This window comes from Quadrisphaera sp. DSM 44207 (assembly GCF_900101335.1).
Taxonomy (GTDB): Bacteria; Actinomycetota; Actinomycetes; order Actinomycetales; family Quadrisphaeraceae; genus DSM-44207.
Genome location: NZ_FNKA01000004.1, coordinates 174,721 through 193,385, shown reverse-complemented (window position 1 = coordinate 193,385; position 18,665 = coordinate 174,721). Strand labels below are relative to the sequence as shown.

Annotated in this window: 15 protein-coding genes; 14 read left to right on the top strand and 1 reads right to left on the bottom strand. The window is 74.6% G+C overall.

Annotated elements, in window-relative coordinates; all coding sequences use genetic code 11:
- The first annotated feature begins 101 nt into the window (after nucleotides 1–101).
- From dnaK to BLS82_RS14840, 8 genes are all read left to right on the top strand, one after another.
- Complete coding sequence (gene dnaK, locus BLS82_RS14875; RefSeq protein WP_092867421.1) at nucleotides 102–1,991, top strand: molecular chaperone DnaK; 1,890 nt, start codon at nucleotides 102–104, stop codon at nucleotides 1,989–1,991.
- Nucleotides 1,988–2,656: a nucleotide exchange factor GrpE gene (grpE, locus tag BLS82_RS14870; protein WP_092867419.1), complete on the top strand. Its 669-nt coding sequence runs from the start codon at nucleotides 1,988–1,990 to the stop codon at nucleotides 2,654–2,656. The genes dnaK and grpE overlap by 4 nt, the downstream gene beginning before the upstream one ends.
- Nucleotides 2,657–2,819: 163 nt before the next feature.
- Nucleotides 2,820–3,863: a DnaJ C-terminal domain-containing protein gene (locus BLS82_RS14865; RefSeq protein ID WP_092867417.1), complete on the top strand. Its 1,044-nt coding sequence runs from the start codon at nucleotides 2,820–2,822 to the stop codon at nucleotides 3,861–3,863.
- A complete protein-coding gene (locus BLS82_RS14860) occupies nucleotides 3,860–4,369 on the top strand; it encodes a heat shock protein transcriptional repressor HspR (protein WP_092867415.1) in 510 nt (169 codons plus the stop codon). Before BLS82_RS14865 ends, BLS82_RS14860 begins: the two co-directional genes overlap by 4 nt.
- A 61-nt stretch (nucleotides 4,370–4,430) precedes the next feature.
- Nucleotides 4,431–4,715: an AbrB/MazE/SpoVT family DNA-binding domain-containing protein gene (locus BLS82_RS14855; RefSeq protein WP_092867413.1), complete on the top strand. Its 285-nt coding sequence runs from the start codon at nucleotides 4,431–4,433 to the stop codon at nucleotides 4,713–4,715.
- The gene (locus BLS82_RS14850; protein WP_092867411.1) at nucleotides 4,712–5,077 is read left to right on the top strand and encodes a type II toxin-antitoxin system VapC family toxin; all 366 of its coding nucleotides are present in this window, start codon (nucleotides 4,712–4,714) and stop codon (nucleotides 5,075–5,077) included. Before BLS82_RS14855 ends, BLS82_RS14850 begins: the two co-directional genes overlap by 4 nt.
- Nucleotides 5,078–5,219: 142 nt before the next feature.
- Nucleotides 5,220–5,798, top strand: coding sequence for a DUF6318 family protein (locus tag BLS82_RS14845; RefSeq protein ID WP_143028878.1), 579 nt, complete (start codon nucleotides 5,220–5,222; stop codon nucleotides 5,796–5,798).
- Between the two features lie 206 nt (nucleotides 5,799–6,004).
- Nucleotides 6,005–6,637: a PKD domain-containing protein gene (locus BLS82_RS14840; RefSeq protein ID WP_255378388.1), complete on the top strand. Its 633-nt coding sequence runs from the start codon at nucleotides 6,005–6,007 to the stop codon at nucleotides 6,635–6,637.
- A gap of 153 nt (nucleotides 6,638–6,790) precedes the next feature.
- Here the strand turns inward: BLS82_RS14840 and BLS82_RS14835 are convergent, their stop codons facing one another.
- Nucleotides 6,791–7,087 (bottom strand): hypothetical protein, encoded by a 297-nt coding sequence (locus tag BLS82_RS14835; RefSeq protein ID WP_092867405.1) that lies wholly within the window; start codon nucleotides 7,085–7,087, stop codon nucleotides 6,791–6,793.
- A 151-nt stretch (nucleotides 7,088–7,238) separates the two neighbouring features.
- Here BLS82_RS14835 and gndA point away from each other — a divergent pair, with 151 nt between their 5' ends.
- From gndA to clpB, 6 genes are all read left to right on the top strand, one after another.
- Nucleotides 7,239–8,747, top strand: a complete 1,509-nt coding sequence (gene gndA / locus BLS82_RS14830) for an NADP-dependent phosphogluconate dehydrogenase (RefSeq protein ID WP_092867403.1) — start codon at nucleotides 7,239–7,241, stop codon at nucleotides 8,745–8,747.
- Nucleotides 8,748–9,479: 732 nt separating this feature from the next.
- Entirely contained in the window at nucleotides 9,480–11,471 is a 1,992-nt protein-coding gene (locus BLS82_RS14825; protein WP_092867401.1) for a 3-oxoacyl-[acyl-carrier-protein] synthase III C-terminal domain-containing protein, read from the top strand.
- Between the two features lie 89 nt (nucleotides 11,472–11,560).
- Complete coding sequence (locus BLS82_RS14820; RefSeq protein ID WP_092867399.1) at nucleotides 11,561–13,015, top strand: SLC13 family permease; 1,455 nt, start codon at nucleotides 11,561–11,563, stop codon at nucleotides 13,013–13,015.
- Between the two features lie 11 nt (nucleotides 13,016–13,026).
- On the top strand, nucleotides 13,027–14,205 hold the full coding sequence (locus BLS82_RS14815) for a CaiB/BaiF CoA transferase family protein (RefSeq protein ID WP_092867397.1): 1,179 nt from the start codon (nucleotides 13,027–13,029) through the stop codon (nucleotides 14,203–14,205).
- A gap of 32 nt (nucleotides 14,206–14,237) precedes the next feature.
- Nucleotides 14,238–15,743, top strand: coding sequence for a carboxyl transferase domain-containing protein (locus BLS82_RS14810; protein WP_092867532.1), 1,506 nt, complete (start codon nucleotides 14,238–14,240; stop codon nucleotides 15,741–15,743).
- A gap of 119 nt (nucleotides 15,744–15,862) precedes the next feature.
- Nucleotides 15,863–18,481 carry an ATP-dependent chaperone ClpB gene (gene clpB, locus BLS82_RS14805; RefSeq protein WP_092867395.1) on the top strand — a complete coding sequence of 873 codons (2,619 nt, stop codon included), beginning with the start codon at nucleotides 15,863–15,865 and terminating at the stop codon, nucleotides 18,479–18,481.
- The last annotated feature ends 184 nt before the right edge of the window (nucleotides 18,482–18,665 follow it).

Here is an 18,665-nt window from a genome sequence, read left to right as displayed (position 1 = left end):
TGAGCACGGCAGACTCAAGTCCTCCGCGTCCGGGTTTGACACTCCCCGGGCCCGGAGCACACTTGAGCGGCAGAGACTCACACAGGGAGCGAGGAACCACCATGGCTCGAGCGGTCGGCATCGACCTGGGCACGACCAACTCCGTCGTCGCCGTCCTGGAGGGCGGCGAGCCCACCGTCATCGCCAACGCCGAGGGCGGTCGCACCACGCCGTCCGTCGTCGCGTTCGCGAAGTCCGGTGAGCCGCTGGTCGGCGAGATCGCCAAGCGCCAGGCCGTCACCAACGTCGAGCGCACGATCACGTCCGTCAAGCGCCACATGGGCAGCGACTGGAACGTCACGATCGACGACAAGAGGTACACGCCGCAGGAGATCTCCGCGCGCATCCTGCAGAAGCTCAAGCGGGACGCCGAGACCTACCTGGGCGAGCCGGTCACCGACGCCGTGGTCACCGTGCCGGCGTACTTCAACGACGCCCAGCGCCAGGCGACGAAGGAGGCCGGGGAGATCGCCGGCCTGAACGTCCTGCGCATCATCAACGAGCCGACCGCGGCGGCCCTGGCCTACGGCCTGGACAAGGGCAAGGAGGACGAGCTCATCCTCGTCTTCGACCTCGGCGGCGGCACCTTCGACGTCTCCCTCCTCGAGGTCGGCAAGGACCCGGAGGACGGCTTCTCCACCATCCAGGTGCGCGCCACGTCCGGTGACAACCACCTCGGCGGCGACGACTGGGACGCGAAGATCGTCGACTGGCTGGTCGGCCGGGTGAAGAACACCGCGGGCGTCGACCTGTCCAAGGACAAGATCGCCATGCAGCGGCTGCGCGAGGCCGCCGAGCAGGCCAAGAAGGAGCTCTCCAGCGCGACGAGCACCTCGATCAGCCTGCAGTACCTGTCGATGACCGAGAACGGCCCCGTCCACCTGGACGAGAAGCTCACCCGGGCCCAGTTCGAGGACATGACCCGCGACCTGCTCGAGCGCACCAAGGCGCCGTTCCACCAGGTCATCAAGGACGCCGACGTCAAGCTCGGCGACATCGACCACGTCGTCCTGGTCGGCGGCTCCACCCGCATGCCCGCCGTCGCCGAGGTCGTGCGCGAGCTGACCGGCGGCAAGGAGCCCAACCGCGGCGTGAACCCGGACGAGGTCGTCGCCGTCGGCGCCGCCCTGCAGGCCGGCGTCCTCAAGGGCGAGCGCAAGGACGTCCTGCTCATCGACGTGACCCCGCTGTCCCTCGGCATCGAGACCAAGGGCGGGATCATGACCAAGCTGATCGAGCGGAACACCGCGATCCCGACCAAGCGCTCGGAGGTCTTCACCACTGCCGACGACAACCAGCCCAGCGTGCTCATCCAGGTCTACCAGGGCGAGCGGCAGCTGGTGCGCGACAACAAGCCGCTGGGCACCTTCGACCTGACCGGCATCGCGCCCGCCCCGCGCGGCGTGCCGCAGATCGAGGTCACGTTCGACATCGACGCCAACGGCATCGTGCACGTCTCCGCCAAGGACCGCGGCACCGGCAAGGAGCAGTCGATGACCATCTCCGGCGGCAGCGCGCTGTCGAAGGAGGACATCGAGCGGATGGTCAAGGACGCCGAGGCGCACGCCGAGGAGGACCGCCGCCGCCGTGAGGAGGCCGAGACCCGCAACTCCGCCGAGCAGCTCGTCTACTCGACCGAGAAGTTCGTCGCGGACAACACCGACAAGCTGCCCGAGGACGGCGTGACCCGCGTCCGCACGGCGATCTCCGAGCTGCGCACCGCGCTCGAGGGCGACGACGTCGAGGCCGTCAAGGCCAAGCAGGAGGCGCTGGCGACCGCCAGCCAGGAGCTCGGCTCCGCGCTGTACGCGCAGCAGTCCGAGGCCTCCGCCGACGGCGCCACCACCGGCGCGCCGGCCGGCGCGGCCGGCGGCACCGGCGCGACCGGGTCGGCCACCGGCCAGGACGACGTCGTGGACGCCGAGGTCGTGGACGAGGACGAGCGCCGGTGAGCCAGACCGACGCGCAGGCCGTCCCCGGCCCGGACGGCGAGGGCCCCGGCGCCCCCGTCGTCCGGGACCGGCGGCGGCTGGACCCCGAGACCGGCCAGGTCCGCACCGCCCCCAGCTCCTCGGCCCCGTCTGCCCCGTCGGCTCCCTCGGCCTCGTCGGCTCCGGCGGCGGAGGCCGCGGGCGCCGGCGGGTTCGACGAGGTCGAGGCCGAGGCGGAGGGGGACGTCACCGCCGAGCTGTCCGCGGCCCTGCAGATCGCCGAGGAGCGCCTGGGCGACCTGCAGCGGCTGCAGGCGGAGTACGTCAACTACCGGCGGCGCGTGGACCGCGACCGCGACGTCGCCCGCGAGTCGGCGACGTCCGGCGTCCTGGAGGCCCTGCTGCCGGTGCTGGACGACGTCCACCTGGCCCGCCAGCACGGCGACCTCCAGGGCGGCCCGTTCGCGGCCATCGCCGACAAGCTCGAGGCGGTCCTCGGGCGCTTCGGCCTGGCCCGCTACGGCGAGGCGGGCGAGGAGTTCGACCCCGCCGTCCACGAGGCCCTCATGCACGGCACGGACGAGGCGGCGACGTCGACGACCGTGACGACCGTGCTGCAGCCGGGCTACCGGGTGGGGGAGAGGGTGCTGCGGCCCGCGCGGGTCGCCGTCACCGGCCCCGCCTGAGCCGCCCGCACCACCCGGGTACCGCACCTTCCCCGGAAGGTGCGGTACCCGCGCCCCCCAGGGCGCACCTTCCACGGAAGGTGCGCCCTGGGGGGTCCCTGATGCCGCACTCTGCCGGGAGAGTGCGCGCAGGAGCGATCCTGAGGACGAGGAAGGAGGCGTCGTGACAGGTCAGGACTGGCTGGAGAAGGACTTCTACGCCGTGCTGGGCGTGAGCAAGGACGCGTCGGCCGACGAGGTGAAGAAGGCCTACCGCAAGCTGGCCCGCACCCTGCACCCCGACGCCAACCCCGGCGACGCGAGCGCCGAGGCGCGCTTCAAGGAGGTCGGGGAGGCCTACGCGGTCCTCTCCGACCCCGAGCAGCGCCAGCAGTACGACGCCGTGCGCGCCATGGCCGGCGGCCGGGCGCGGTTCACCGCCGCCGGTCCCGGGCACGGGGCCGACGGGTTCGAGGACCTGCTCGGCGGCCTGTTCGGCGCCGGGGCGGGCGGCCCCCGCGTGCGCTACGAGACGGCGGGCGGCCCCGGCGGCGTGCCGCCGGGTTTCGAGGACCTGCTCGGCGGCCTGTTCTCCGGCGCCGGCGCCGGGGTGGGCGGGCCGGCCGGGGGCACCGCGACGGGCTTCCGGGTGCCGACCCGCGGCGCGGACCTCGAGGCCGAGGCGCCCCTGCCCTTCGCCGACGCCGTCACGGGCACGACCGTGACGCTGCGCGTGGAGGGCCGCACGGTCACCGCCCGCATCCCGGCCGGCGTGCGCGACGGGCAGAAGGTGCGCCTGCGCGGCCAGGGCCGCCCCTCCCCGCGCGGCGGCGAGCCCGGCGACCTGCTCGTCGCCGTGCGCGTGCAGCCGCACCCGGTGTTCACGCGCGAGGGCGACGACCTCAAGGTCGTCCTGCCGGTCACCTTCCCCGAGGCGGCCCTCGGCGCGGACGTCGACGTGCCGACCCTCGACGGCTCGACGGTGCGCCTGCGCATCGCCCCGGGCACGCCGTCCGGGCGCACCCTGCGCGTGCGCGGGCGCGGCGTCAGCGCCGGCGGGCGCACCGGGGACCTGCTGGTCACCACGCAGGTCGTCGTCCCCCAGCGGCTGGACCCCGACGCGCGCAAGGCCGTGGAGGCGTTCCGCGACGCCACCGCGGACGGCGACCCGCGCGCCGAGCTGCTCGCCCGCGCCCGCGCGGGCGCCCCGGGAGGAGGCGCGCGATGAGCGCCTCCGACGGGACCCCGCGCCGGGGCGACGTCGGGGAGCGCGCGCACGCGCAGGCGGGCGGCGTCGCCGCCGACGCGCCGGTCTTCGTCATCTCCGTGGCGGCGCAGCTGGCCGGCATGCACCCGCAGACGCTGCGCCAGTACGACCGGCTCGGGCTCGTCTCCCCCTCGCGCGCCGTCGGGCGCGGCCGCCGCTACTCCCCGCGCGACGTCGTCCTGCTGCGGGAGGTCCAGCGCCTCTCGCAGGAGGACGGCGTCAACCTCGCGGGCATCAAGCGCATCCTCGAGCTGGAGGCCGAGACGGACCGGCTGCGCGCGCAGGTGCGCGACCTGTCCGAGGAGCTCTCCGACGCCCTGGCCGCGCTGCAGCGCACCCGGCGGGTCTTCGCCGCCGGCCCGTCCGGGGACGTCGTCGCGGTCGAGCGCGGCCGCCGTCCGGGCCGCTCGGGCGGGTCGGCGTTCGGCGCCGGGGGCTCGCTCGTCATCTGGCGCCCGCAGGCCTGAGGGCACAGCGCACGGGTCGCCCTCACTTGCGGTTCTGAGGGCGAGTCGTCATGCTGGGCGCGTGTCGCACGCACAGGTCGACGGGCGTTGGCGCCTCACCGTCCCCCCTGACGTCCGAGCTGCGCTGCGCCTGGCTCCTGGCGAGGACGTCGTCTTCACCCTCGACGACCGGGGCGGCGCCAGGCTCGTCTCGCGGCGGGCCCTGATCGCCGAGCTGCGCGGCAGCGGGGGCGAGCCCGGAGCCGTCGACGAGCTGATCGCCCGGCGACGCGAGGAGGCAGCTCGCGAGGACGAGCTGGCGGGTCCGCCCCTCGACCCTTCCGCCGGCACGGGATCCGAGGGGTGAGCGAGGACAGCGTCGTCCTCGACAGCTCTGCCCTCCTCGCCCACTTCCACGAGGAGCCGGGAGCCGATGCGGTGGAAGCTGCTCTCCTGCGGCGACCGCTCATGTCCAGCGTCAACTGGTGCGAGGTGCTCGACGTCGCAGCGCGCCGGGGAAAGGACCCGGAGGGGTACCTGGCGCTGGTGGACGTCGTGCCGCTGACGCTGGAGCACGCTCGCGCCTCGGTGCGCTACCGGCTACCAGGACTCTCGCTGGGTGATCGGTGCTGCCTCGCGCTCGCAGACACCCTGTCCTCGTCCGTGCTCACGGCTGACTCGGCGTGGGAGCGGGTGGGCGGTCCTGCCGAGGTGCAGCTGATCCGTTGACGCTCGCCCGTGGCGGACGGTCAGCGCGTCACCCGGGTGGCGCGGCTGTCCACAGACCCCCGGTCGAGATCCTTGGTGGGTCCCACCGGCCTGGCTATGGTCACCGACTGTGCCGGTCATCCCTGCTGCGAGCGTCCTCCGCGTGCGACCGGTCGTCGGGGTCTTCGCCGCTGTCGCGCTGATCACGGGGTGCTCGGACGCCGGGACGACGGCCGAGCCCGCACGCAGTGCCGCGCCCGCCGTGGTGACGCCGACGGAGACACGGACACCGACCGAGACGCCGACGCCGATCGAGACTCCGCCCGTCCTGCCACCGGAGGCTCGGGACCGCACAGAGGCCGGTGCGGCCGCCTTCGCCAGCTACTGGTTCGACGCCTTGGAGTACGGCTACCGCACCGGTGACACGACGCTGGTTGAGGTAGCCTCCGCCCCTGACTGCACCGAGTGCCAGAACTTCGTGGACATCATCGAGTCTCAGTATGGCGACGGCGGCTCGATCCGCGGGGCGGACCTTTCCGTCGTGGCGCCGATCGCGGCTCCGATGGAAGATTTCGGGACCCTTGTCAGTCTGACGTTCTCAGCTGCAGCGACCCAAGAGATCGCTCCGTCAGGATCCGTCCGCGGCGAAGTGCCAGCTGAGAGCCCCTACCAAGTCCTCATCGGCGTTGAGTGGCTAGATGACCGATGGCTTGCTTTTGGCATAGCCAAGGACGGGATGTGACTACGTCCGGTGCGGTGGTGTCCGTTTTCTTGAGCGCCACTCTCGCAGTAACGGCTGCTCAGGGACCTGTAGACCACGCTCCTCGAGCGCAGATGCTCGAAAAAGTGGTGGAGGTAAGGGGCAAAAGGTCGAAGGCGCCATCCGGCATGGCGCCGGTGCCGCAGCAGGCGTCGACCGCTCCGGAATACCAGACTCGCTTCGTGCGCATGTGCGACGACGTCGCTTCCGACGCGCCCGAACCGGACATCACCTGCGGTCTCGCCGACGCGTCCTGCCCGCCGGGGGAGTTCCGCTACTGGACCTACCGCTCGCCCGTCGGGCTCGAACCGCCGCTGTGGGAGCTGACCGGGGCCGGCTGCTACGCCGAGGCCGAGGCGGCCGTCGCGACCTTCCCGGGGTTCACCCTGGCCGACTTCCGCCGCCTGCCCCTCCCGGCGGCCGACGCCTCGGTCCAGCCGGACACCGGGTACGCGCTGCTGAACGTGCCGACCAACGTCTACGCCACCGCTGAGCCGGTGGAGCTGGACGTCGACGTGGTCGGCTTCCCGGTGCGGGTGCGGGCCACGCCGGCTCGCTACAGCTGGAGCTTCGGGGACGGCGCCACCCTGGGCCCGACCAGCGACCCCGGCGCCGCGTACCCCGACCTGCGCCTGACGCACACCTACACCGCTGCGGGTGCGTACGAGGTCGTCCTGACCACTCACTACACCGGGCAGTACGCCGTTGCCGGCGGGCCGTGGCTGCCCGTCGACGGCGAGGCGCAGGTCTCCTCTGCCCCCGTGGCGGTCCAGGCGCTCGCCGGGCGCAACGCCCTCGTCGCCGGCACCGAGCTGGATTGACGCGCCCGTCAGCTGTCAGCACCAGGACGCGCCCGAGCACGCCGTCGTGCTGACACCTGGCGTCCGGTGGTGCCGGAGAGGATCGGTCCGTCTCCGGCGGGAGCGCCCGCGACGGGCGCCCCCGCCGGGGACGTCAGAGCTGACCAGCAGTGCTCAGCCGCTGGAGCCCGTCCGGCGGGTGCCGAAGACGAGCACCTCGCGCTCCAGGTCGTAGTGGACGTCGTCGCTGGCGGACAGCCAGTCGAAGAGGTTGTCCGCGTCGCCCTCGGTGACCGAGAGGACGACCTCGGAGGCGCCGTCGTCCAGGATGAGCTGGAAGATGTACGTGCCCGGCTGGCCGCTGCCCGAGGCCGACCAGTTGGGCTGCCAGGACGTCACCTTGCGGGTCTTGATGACGCTCCTGCCGAGGTCGCTCTGGCCCGGGCCCTGTCCTGCGCTGCTCTCGCTCATGGATCTCCCTCGTCGATCGGATGGGGTGCCCCGCTCCTACCCAGCACCCGCCGATCTCACGCGCCGCTGCTGACGCACCCCGGCGGGCCGGTCGCCGTGCAGCACCCGGTGTGATGGCGCCTCCTGCGCGGCATCGGCAGGATGGCGGGCCATGAGCGCACAGGACCCGAGCCCCGCGACCGACGCGCGCGCCGACATCGGCGTGACCGGCCTCGCCGTGATGGGCCGCAACCTCGCCCGCAACTTCGCCCGGCACGGCCACGTGGTCGCCGTCCACAACCGCACGCCCGCCCGCACCGCCGACCTGGTCAGCCAGTTCGGCGCCGAGGGCGACTTCGTGCCCAGCGACGACACCGCGGCCTTCGTGGCCTCCCTCAAGCGGCCCCGCCGCGTCATGATCATGGTCAAGGCGGGTGCGCCCACCGACGCCGTCATCGACGAGCTCGTGCCGCTGCTGGAGGAGGGCGACATCGTCGTCGACGGCGGCAACGCGCACTTCGAGGACACCCGCCGCCGCGAGGCGCGCCTGCGCGAGCACGGCCTGCACTTCGTCGGCACGGGCGTCTCCGGCGGCGAGGAGGGCGCCCTGAACGGGCCGTCGATCATGCCGGGCGGGTCGAGGGAGTCCTACGAGGCGCTCGGACCGATCCTCGAGTCGATCGCCGCGGTCGTCGAGGGCACCCCGTGCTGCACCTACGTCGGCTCCGACGGCGCCGGGCACTTCGTGAAGATGGTGCACAACGGCATCGAGTACGCCGACATGCAGCTCATCGCCGAGGCGTACGACCTGCTGCGCCAGGGCCTGCGCCTCAGCCCCGCGGAGCTCGCCGACGTCTTCGAGGAGTGGAACCGGGGCGACCTGGACTCCTTCCTCATCGAGATCACCACCCGCGTGCTGCGGCAGGTGGACGCCGAGACCGGCCAGCCGCTCGTGGACGTCGTCGTCGACCAGGCCGAGCAGAAGGGCACCGGCCGCTGGACGGTGCAGTCGGCCCTGGAGCTCGGCGTGCCCGTCTCCGGCATCGCCGAGGCGGTCTTCGCCCGCGCGCTGTCCGGGCACGCCGAGCAGCGCGGGCCCGCCCGCGGCGTCCTCGCCGGGCCCGTCGGGACGGCGCTGGAGGACGTGACGCCCGAGCGGGCGCAGGCCTTCGTGGACGACGTCCGCCAGGCGCTGTACGCCTCCAAGCTGGTCGCCTACGCCCAGGGCTTCGACCAGATCCGGGTGGCCAGCCAGACCTACGGCTGGGGCGTGGACGAGGGGGCGATGGCTACCATCTGGCGCGGCGGCTGCATCATCCGCGCGAAGTTCCTCGACCGGATCAAGCAGGCCTACGACCGCGACCCGAACCTGCCCACCCTGCTCGTCGACGACTACTTCTCCGACGTCGTGGGCCGCTCCCAGGACGCGTGGCGGCGCGTGGTCGTCGCCGCGGTGCAGCTCGGCGTGCCGGTGCCCGGCTTCGCCAGCGCCCTGGCCTACTACGACGGGCTGCGCCGCGACCGCCTGCCGGCGGCGCTGGTGCAGGGGCTGCGCGACCTGTTCGGTGCCCACACCTACGGCCGCGTCGACCGCGAGGGCGTCTTCCACACGCTGTGGAGCGAGGACGGCCGCGAGGTGCGCATGGACGGCGCGGCCGCGCAGACGACGAACCCGCACTGAGCGGCGCCGGGCCCGCGCGCTCGACGGCGCGCGGGCCCGGCTGCGCGGCCGCCCGAGCTCGTCCGTGCGGGTCCGGCTGCGCGGGCCCATCGCCCCGCCCGTCGTGAGCACGGGGCCACCCAGTGCCCGTCCAACGGGCACGGGGCCACCCCGTGCTCATCCGGGACGAGCACAGCACCGCCCAGTGACCGCACCTGCCCGCATGTGGCCGGGCCCGCCCGTACCCGCCCGTACCCGCCCGTTCCTGCGCGCAGGTCGGACGCCGCTCGGCGGCTCGGGCGCCGTGTTGCCGCTCGGGCGCCGTGTTGCCGCTCGGGCGCCGTGTTGCCGCTCGGGCGCGGCGATGCGCTCCGGATGCCGCGGCGCACGGCCGTGCGGGCCCCTCCGGCGCGGCATCCCAGCAGCAGCGCGGCATCCCAGCAGCAACGCCGCGCCCGTGCATTCGCGCCCGAGCGCCCGCGCCCGTGCATTCGCGCCCGAGCGCCCGCGCCCGTGCATTCGCGCCCGAGCGCCCGCGCCCGTGCATCCGCGCCCGAGCGCCCGCGCCCGCGCTGCGACGCCGCGATGCGGAGAGGCCCCGAGGCGGTGCGCGGTCGGCGGGCACCGGGACCGGCGCCCCCGGGTGTGCATCGCGGCGGAGTGCGCGAGGATCGGCGTCCTGCTCGACCCGCGCCGCGCCGTCCCGGCGCGCGGGCCGGGTGCCGCTGGCAGTGCCGCCGGAAGGGGAGTGCGATGCGCTCGTTCGTCCTGGACCGCGCAGGGCGTCTGGTCCTGCCCTCCAGCTACACCCCGGAGCTCGACTTCTCCGGCATCGAGAGCCTGGAGGAGCTCGACGACGTCGTCCGGCGCGACTTCGAGACCAAGGCCCCCAGCGGCACCGAGATCCTGCGCCGCGTCGAGGCGGGCTCCTACGCGACGCGCTACGAGCTGCTGCGCGACCTGGCGCTGCACCTGTTCTGGGCCAACCGGTTCGCCGTGACGATGTACGACCTGCTGCCCACGCGCTGGGGAGACGTGCCCCGCTCGCGCGAGGACGTCTTCCTCCCGGTGCTGGAGCCGTGGCAGGACGCCGACCGCAAGATCGCGGCGGTCGAGGGCCTGTACCCGAGCCTGCCGCCCGGTCCGGGCGCGGAGTCGGAGGACCGCATCTTCGAGGTCCTCTTCGACCTCTACCGGCACAAGCGGCACCACGCGACGGAGCTGCCGGCGGTCAAGCCGACGGTGGCCGAGGCCGTGGCGGACCCGGGCAACCGCACCTGGCGCCTGCGGGCCTACGACCCGGACTACCCGGTCTTCAGCCACCAGCAGATCGTCGACTGCGCCGAGGACGTGCCCGAGCTGGAGGCGCTGCACCGCTGGGCGATGGTGCTGCACAACCAGTACCCGTGGGAGCGCTCGCAGACCGAGCTCGTCGAGGTCGCCTCCCTGCGTGACGAGGACCACGTGGTCCTGTTCCACCCCCGCGACCGCGACGTCCTGGACTTCCTGCGCCGGGTGCGCACCGGGCAGCAGGCGCCGCGCACGAGGCCGGCCGCGGCACCGCAGGCGCGGCCCCCGGTGCAGCCCTACCCGGCCGTGCAGGTGCGCCGCGACGTGGCGGTGATGCCGCGTCTGGAGGCCCTCGCCGTCGTCAAGGGCGAGCAGCCGTGCACGAACGTGGACCTGATCCGCAACGCCGCCTACAGCTGGTCGCCGATGACGGCGCAGGAGATCACGGACAAGACCGGGATCGAGCAGCGGCTCTACACCGCGCGCCCGCTGGAGGACCTCGCGCTGGAGGCGGCGCAGCGGGCGCTGGCCGTGGCGGGGCGGGAGCCGGAGGAGATCGGCGCCGTCCTGTTCTGCACCTGCACGAGCACCCGGCTGATGCCCTCCACCGCCACGTGGCTGTCGGGGCAGCTCGGGATGCACCAGACGCACGCCTCGGTCGACCTCGTCGCGGCCTGCGCCGGGTTCCCCTACGGGCTGGCGGAGGCGACGCGGCTGCTGCAGGAGGTGCGCCGCCCGGTGCTCGTCGTGTGCGGGGAGAAGTTCTCCGACAAGATCGGCACGGTGCGCCCCTCGCGGATGATCTTCGGTGACGGCGCGGCGGCGGTCGTCGTCGGGCCCGCGCCGGAGGGCGCGGCACCGGACATCGAGGTGCTGCAGACGTACGCGAGCGGCCCGGTCAGCGAGGTGAACTCCATCGTCTGGCCCAACCCGGCGTTCGCGAACAGCATCACCGTCTACGGGCCGGAGGTGCGCTCCCTGGCCGGGCGCTACCTGCGGCAGATGATCGAGGAGCTGAGGACCCTGCCCGACCCGGACGGCGCCGCGGACACCCTGCTCGACAGCATCGAGCTCGTCGTCCCCCACCAGGCCAACAAGACGATGGTGACGAAGCTGGCGACCTCCGCCGGCCTGCCCGCGGAGGCCCTCTACTTCGACATCGCCGAGGTCGGCAACGTCTCCGCCGCGAGCATCCCGATCGCCGTGGCCGACGCGGTGCGCGACGGGGTGATCGACCGGCCGGTGCGGGTGTTCGCGCCCGGGTTCGGCGCCGGGGCGGTCGGGGGCTACGCGGTGCTGCGCGTCGACCCCGCCGTCGTCAGCCGCGACAGCACCGCCGCGGCGCTCGCCGAGGACGCCGCGGACGCCGGCGCGGACCGGGCCGCCGGGGCCACCGCCGACCCCACGGCCGCGGGGAGCAGCGCGGACGACGCCGCGCTGGCGTTCGGCGGCTGACCCGCGCCACCGGCGCCACCCCGCACCGCGCCACCCGCGCCACCCCGCGCCACCACACCGCACACCGGCTGCGTCTCGAGGAGGAGACCGTGTCCCCAGAACTCCTGTCGATCCTCGTCCTGGTGGTGATGTTCGTCGTCGCCACCGTGCTGCCGATCAACATGGGCGTGCTGGCCTTCGTCGGCGCCTTCCTCGTCGGGACCCTGGTGGCGGGCCTGGACGCGGACGGGATCCTCGGCGGCTTCCCCGCGGGCCTGTTCCTGACCCTCGTCGGCATCACGTACCTGTTCGCCATCGCCCAGAACAACGGCACCATCGACTGGCTCGTCTCCCTGGCGGTGCGGGCGGTGCGCGGGCGCGTGGCCACCATCCCGTGGATCATGTTCGCGCTCGCGGCGGTGCTCACCGCGGTCGGGGCGGTCAGCCCCGGGGCGGTCGCGATCATCGCCCCGATCGCGCTCGGCTTCGCCGTGCAGCACGGCATCAGCCCGCTGCTGATGGGCCTCATGGTCATCCACGGGGCGCAGGCGGGCGGGTTCTCGCCGATCAGCATCTACGGCACCATCACCAACGGCGTGGTCGAGGAGGCGGGGCTGCCGCTGAACGAGACCGTCACGTTCCTCGCCAGCCTCGCCGTGAACACCCTCGTGGCCGCGGTGCTCTTCCTCCTCCTGGGGGGCCGCAAGCTCATGCGCCAGCGCACGGCGCCCGCGACCGGGGCCGGGGACGGCGCCGGGGCGCCCGGGCTCGTGGGCGCCCGCGCGGCGGGCGGCGGCGCCGGGGCCGCCGCGGCCGGCGCGTCTCCCGCCTCCCCCGCGGCCCCGACCGGCAGCGCGGTCTCCGGGCAGTCCGGCCCGCAGGCGTTCGGGGACGCCGAGGACGAGGCCCTGACCGAGGAGCTGCGCCGGGAGGCGAACTTCGCGCGCGCGCAGACCCCGGCGGCCGATCACAGCCGCCCCTACCAGGTGCTGACGGTGCTCGGCATCCTCGCCCTCGCCGTCCTGGTCCTCGTCTTCGACCTGGAGATCGGGTTCGTGGCCATCACCATCGGGCTCGTGCTCTCCCTGGTCTCCCCGCGCACCCAGAAGGGCGCCCTGGGGCAGGTGACCTGGCCGGAGATCGTCCTCATCACCGGGGTGAGCACGTACGTCGCCGTGCTGCAGGAGATGGGCACGATCGACTACGTCGGCAACAGCGTCGCGGGCCTGGCGTCCCCGCTGCTGGCGGCGCTGCTGCTGTGCTTCATCGGCGCGGTGGTCTCCGCGTTCGCCTCCTCCACCGCCGTGCTGGGCTCGATCATCCCGCTCGCCGTGCCGTTCCTGCAGGAGGGCACCGGCGTCGGCGCCGTCACCTTCATCGCCGCCCTGGCCGTCTCCTCGACCATCGTCGACGTCAGCCCGTTCTCCACCAACGGCGCGCTCGTGCTGGCCAACGCCCGCGGCGTCGACCGAGACGTCTTCTTCCGCCAGCTGCTGTCCTACGGCGCCCTGGTCACCGTCGCCGCGCCGGTCCTGCTCTGGCTCGTCTTCGTCGTCCTGCTGTGAAGGAGATCCCCGTGCCGGGCCCCCTGGACGGCGTCCTCGTCGTCGACCTCACCCGCGCCCTCGCCGGCCCGCACGCCGGGATGATGCTGGGCGACCTCGGCGCCCGCGTGGTCAAGGTGGAGACCCCCGGCGCGGGTGACGACACCCGCGGCTGGGGCCCGCCGTTCGTGCAGCCGGACGCGGAGGGCGCGGGCCGGGAGTCGACGTACTTCCTCTCGTGCAACCGCAACAAGGAGTCCCTCGCCCTGGACCTGAAGTCCGACGACGGCCGCGGGGTGCTCGCGCGGCTGCTCGAGCGGGCGGACGTGCTGCTGGAGAACTTCCGCCCCGGCGTCCTGGAGCGCCTCGGCTTCGGCGCCGAGCGCCTGTTCGCGCTCAACCCGCGCCTGGTCGTCCTGTCGATCAGCGGCTTCGGCCACGACGGGCCCGAGGGCGGGCGCGCGGGCTACGACCAGATCGCCCAGGGCGAGGCGGGCCTGATGTCGATCACCGGGCCGTCGCCGGAGGACCCGCAGCGCGTCGGCGTGCCCATCGGCGACCTGCTCGCGGGCATGTACGGCGCCTACGGCGTCCTCGCCGCGCTGCTCGAGCGCGAGCGCACCGGGCGCGGGCAGCTCGTGCGGACGTCGCTGCTCGCCGCGATCGTCGGCGTCCACGCCTTCCAGGGCACCCGCTGGACGGTGGCCGGCGAGGTCGGGCGGGCGCAGGGCAACCACCACCCCTCCATCGCCCCCTACGGGCTGTTCCGGTGCGCCGACGGGTCGGTGCAGATCGCCGTCGGCAGCGAGGGGCTGTGGCAGCGCTTCTGCGCGGCCTTCGACGTCGACCCCGCCACCGAGGGCATGGCCACCAACGGCGAGCGCGTCGCCCACCGCGAGGAGGTGATCGCGCGGGTGGAGGAGGCGTTCGCCTCCTGGCCCGCCGAGCGCCTCCTCGCCCGCCTCGACGAGGTCGGCGTGCCGGCGGGGAGGGTGCGCGACCTCTCGGAGGTCTACGGGTGGGAGCAGACCCTCAGCCAGGGGCTGGTCGTCGACGTCGAGCACGCCACGCTGGGCCGGATCTCCCTGCCGGGCCCGCCGCTGCGCTTCTTCGGCCAGGACGGCGCGGAGACCACGCGCCGCGAGCACGTCGCCCCGCCGGTGCTCGACGCCGACGGCGCGGCGGTGCGCGCCTGGCTGGACGGCGAGTGAGCGGGTGAGCCGGTGAGCCGGTGGGTGAGCCGGTGAGCGCGGGCGCCCGGGACCTGCTCGAGCTCGTCGTCGACCCGGGCACGCTGCGCTCCTGGGACGTCCCGCCGCAGCAGCCGCCGGCCTCGCCCGAGTACCGCGCCGCCCTGGAGCGGGCGGCGCAGCGCTCCGGCGCGGACGAGGCGGTGCTCACGGGCGAGGGGCTCGTGCACGGGCGGCGCGTGGCGGTCGCCGCCTCGGAGTTCGCCTTCCTCGGCGGGTCCATCGGCGTCGCCGCCGCCGAGCGCCTCGTGGGCGCCGTGGAGCGGGCGACGGCGGAGGGCCTGCCGCTGCTCGTCGCCCCGGCGTCCGGGGGCACGCGCATGCAGGAGGGCACCGTGGCCTTCCTGCAGATGGTCAAGGTCTCCGCGGCCGTCGCCGCGCACCGCGCCGCGGGCCTGCCCTACCTCGTCCACCTGCGCCACCCCACCACCGGCGGCGTCTTCGCCTCCTGGGGCTCCCTCGGGCACGTCACGGTCGCCGAGCCGGGGGCGCTGATCGGCTTCCTCGGCCCCCGCGTCTACGAGGCCCTGCACGGGGAGCCCTTCCCCGAGGGCGTGCAGCGGGCGGAGAACCTCGTGCGCCACGGCCTCGTGGACGCCGTCGTGCCGCCCGAGCAGGTGCGCGACGTCGCCGCCCGGGCCCTCGGGATCCTCCTCGCCCCGCCCGTTCCCGCGCCGGCGCCGCGGCCCGGCGACGTGCTGGACGCCGGCGGGTCCGGGCAGGGGCTGCCGGACGTGCCCGCGTGGACGTCGGTGGAGCGCTCGCGCGATCCCGAGCGCCCCGACGTGCGCGCGCTGCTGCGCTCCGCGGCCGCCGACGTCCTGCCCCTGCAGGGCACGGGCGCCGGGGAGGCCGAGCCCGGCCTCCTGCTCGCCCTCGCCCGCTTCGGCGGGGCCTCGTGCGTGCTCCTCGGCCAGGACCGCGTGGGCCAGACCACCCGCACGCGGCTGGGGCCCGCGGCCCTGCGCGCCGCCCGGCGCGGCATGAACCTCGCGCGCGAGCTGCGCCTGCCGCTGGTCACCGTCATCGACACCCCCGGCGCGGCGCTGTCCGTGGAGGCGGAGGAGGGCGGGCTCGCGGGGGAGATCGCCCGCTGCCTCGCCGAGCTCATCACGCTGCCGGCGCCCACGCTGGCGGTGCTGCTCGGCTCCGGCGCCGGCGGGGCCGCGCTGGCGCTCCTGCCCGCCGACCGCGTCGTGGCCGCCCAGCACGGCTGGCTCTCGCCGCTGCCGCCGGAGGGCGCCAGCGCGATCGTGCACCGCGACGTCGACCACGCTCCCCAGATGGCCGCGCAGCAGGGCGTGCGGTCGGTGGACCTCGTGCGGGCCGGCCTGGTCGACGCCGTCGTGCCGGAGCGCCCCGACGCCGCGGCCGAGCCGGAGGAGTTCTGCGCCCGCCTCGGCCGCGTGCTCGAGGCCGAGCTCGTCGCGCTGCGCGGGCGCGAGCCGGGCGAGCGGACGACGGCGCGCCTGCAGCGCTACCGGCGCATCGGCCGCTGACCCCGGCCGCTGATCCCGACCGGCCCGCCGCGGCGGGAAGGAGGAGCGCCCCTGCGGTGTTGCACACCACAGTTGAGTCATCCCGACTCAAGACTGAACCAGCACCGTTCGGAGGTCCCGTGGAGCTCAAGCTCACCACCAAGAGCCAGGAGGCGATGGCCGCCGCCGCGAGCCGCGCCGTGCAGGCCGGCCACCCGCAGGTCGAGCCCGCCCACCTGCTGGCCGCCCTGCTGCAGCAGGGCGGCGTCGCCACCGCCCTGCTGCAGGCCGTCGGGGCCGACCCCGCCGCCCTGCGCCCGCGCGCCGACGCCCTGCTGGCCGCGCTGCCGTCGGCCTCCGGCTCCTCGGTGGCGGCCCCGCAGCTGTCGCGGCCCGCGCTGACCGCGCTGACGACGGCGCGCACCGAGTCCGAGGCGATGGGCGACGCGTTCGTCTCCGCCGACCACCTGGTCCTCGGCCTGGCCGCCGACCAGGGCGCGACCGGCGAGGCGCTGCGCGCCGCCGGCGCGACCCCGGAGGCGCTGCGCGAGGCCCTGCCGACCGTGCGCGGCGGCGCGAAGGTCACCTCGGCCGACCCCGAGGGCACCTTCAACGCCCTCGAGCAGTACGGCGTCGACCTGACCGCCCGCGCCCGCGAGGGCGCGATCGACCCGGTGATCGGCCGCGACGCCGAGATCCGCCGCGTCGTGCAGGTGCTCTCCCGGCGCACCAAGAACAACCCGGTCCTCATCGGCGAGCCCGGCGTCGGCAAGACCGCCGTCGTCGAGGGCCTGGCGCAGCGCATCGTGGACGGCGACGTCCCCGAGTCGCTGCGCGGCAAGCGCCTGGTCTCCCTCGACCTGGGCGCGATGGTCGCCGGCGCGAAGTACCGCGGCGAGTTCGAGGAGCGCCTCAAGGCCGTCCTGGAGGAGATCCGCGGCTCGCAGGGCCAGGTCATCACCTTCATCGACGAGCTGCACACCGTCGTCGGCGCGGGTGCGGGCGGGGACTCCTCGCTCGACGCGGGCAACATGCTCAAGCCCATGCTGGCGCGCGGCGAGCTGCGCCTGGTCGGCGCGACCACGCTGGACGAGTACCGCGAGCGGATCGAGAAGGACCCGGCCCTGGAGCGCCGCTTCCAGCAGGTCTTCGTCGGCGAGCCGAGCGTGGAGGACACCGTCGCGATCCTGCGCGGTCTCAACGAGCGCTACGAGGCCCACCACAAGGTGGAGATCACCGACGCCGCCCTGGTCGCCGCCGCGACGCTGTCGTCCCGCTACATCAGCGGCCGCCAGCTGCCCGACAAGGCGATCGACCTCGTCGACGAGGCCGCCTCGCGCCTGCGCATGGAGATCGACTCCTCGCCCGTGGAGATCGACGAGCTGCGCCGCAGCGTCGACCGGCTGCGCATGGAGGAGCTGGCCCTGGAGCAGGAGGAGGACGAGGCCTCCCGCGAGCGCCTGCAGCGCCTGCGCGCCGACCTGGCCGACCGCACCGAGCGCCTCGCCGGCCTGATGGCCCGCTGGGAGCAGCAGAAGGCCGGCCTGAACCGGGTCGGCGAGCTGAAGGCGGCCCTGGACGACGCCCGCGTGCGCTACGAGCGGGCGGTGCGCGACACCGACTACGAGACCGCCTCGCGCATCCAGTACGGCGAGATCGCCGACCTCGAGCGCCAGCTGGAGCAGGCGCAGGCCGCCGAGGCCCAGGCCTCGCCGTCCGATGACCGCATGGTCGCCGAGCGGGTCGGGCCCGACGACATCGCCGAGGTCGTCTCCGCCTGGACGGGCATCCCCGTCGGGCGGCTGATGGAGGGCGAGACCGGCAAGCTGCTGCGCATGGAGGAGGTGCTCGGCGAGCGCCTGGTCGGGCAGGCCGAGGCCGTGCGCGCCGTCTCCGACGCCGTGCGGCGCTCGCGGGCGGGCGTGTCCGACCCCGACCGGCCCACCGGCTCCTTCCTCTTCCTCGGCCCCACCGGCGTCGGGAAGACGGAGCTGGCCAAGGCCCTGGCCGACTTCCTCTTCGACGACGAGCGGGCCATGATCCGCATCGACATGAGCGAGTACGGGGAGAAGCACTCCGTCGCCCGCCTCGTCGGCGCCCCGCCCGGGTACGTCGGGTACGAGGCCGGCGGCCAGCTGACCGAGGCCGTGCGGCGCCGCCCCTACAGCGTCGTGCTGCTCGACGAGGTGGAGAAGGCGCACCCGGAGGTCTTCGACGTCCTCCTGCAGGTGCTCGACGACGGGCGCCTGACCGACGGGCAGGGGCGGACGGTGGACTTCCGCAACACCATCCTCATCCTGACCTCCAACCTCGGCTCGCAGTTCCTCGTCGACCTCACCCTCGACAAGGAGTCCCAGCGGGCCGCGGTGATGGACGTCGTCCGGCGCACCTTCAAGCCGGAGTTCCTCAACCGCCTGGACGAGGTCGTCGTCTTCGACGCGCTCGGCACCGGCGAGCTCGGCCGGATCGTCGACCTGCAGGTGGCGCGCATGGCCGGGCGCCTGGCCGAGCGGCGCCTGCGGCTGCAGGTGACCGACGCCGCGCGCGAGTGGCTGGCCCTCGAGGGCTGGGACCCGGCCTACGGCGCCCGGCCGCTGCGCCGGCTGGTCCAGCGCGAGATCGGCGACCAGCTGGCCTGGGCCCTGCTCTCGGGCGAGGTCCGGGACGGCGACACGGTCCTCGTCGACCGCACCGCCGAGGACGGCGGCGCGAGCGGGCTGCTCGTCCGCCGCGCCGAGGAGCCCGCTCCCGCGGCCTGACGGCCCCGACCGCCCACGGCGAAGGGGGTGGCCACCCGCGCGGGTGGCCACCCCCTTCGCCGTGGTCGTGCCCGTCCCGCACGCCCTCGGGCGGGACGGGCACGACCAGGAGGGGACGGGGCGATGAGTCGGGGCTCCGGCGCGCATGATCGCGCGCCGGTCCGGGCACGGCGGGAGGACCCGT

Bases quoted from the DNA above. Each gene is read 5' to 3' on its own strand.
- dnaK (WP_092867421.1), top strand. From the start codon at position 102: ATGGCTCGAGCGGTCGGCATCGACCTGGGCACGACCAACTCCGTCGTC.
- gndA (WP_092867403.1), top strand. From the start codon at position 7,239: ATGAGCGCACAGGACCCGAGCCCCGCGACCGACGCGCGCGCCGACATC.
- BLS82_RS14825 (WP_092867401.1), top strand. From the start codon at position 9,480: ATGCGCTCGTTCGTCCTGGACCGCGCAGGGCGTCTGGTCCTGCCCTCC.
- BLS82_RS14840 (WP_255378388.1), top strand. From the start codon at position 6,005: ATGTGCGACGACGTCGCTTCCGACGCGCCCGAACCGGACATCACCTGC.
- BLS82_RS14860 (WP_092867415.1), top strand. From the start codon at position 3,860: ATGAGCGCCTCCGACGGGACCCCGCGCCGGGGCGACGTCGGGGAGCGC.
- BLS82_RS14835 (WP_092867405.1), bottom strand. From the start codon at position 7,087: ATGAGCGAGAGCAGCGCAGGACAGGGCCCGGGCCAGAGCGACCTCGGC.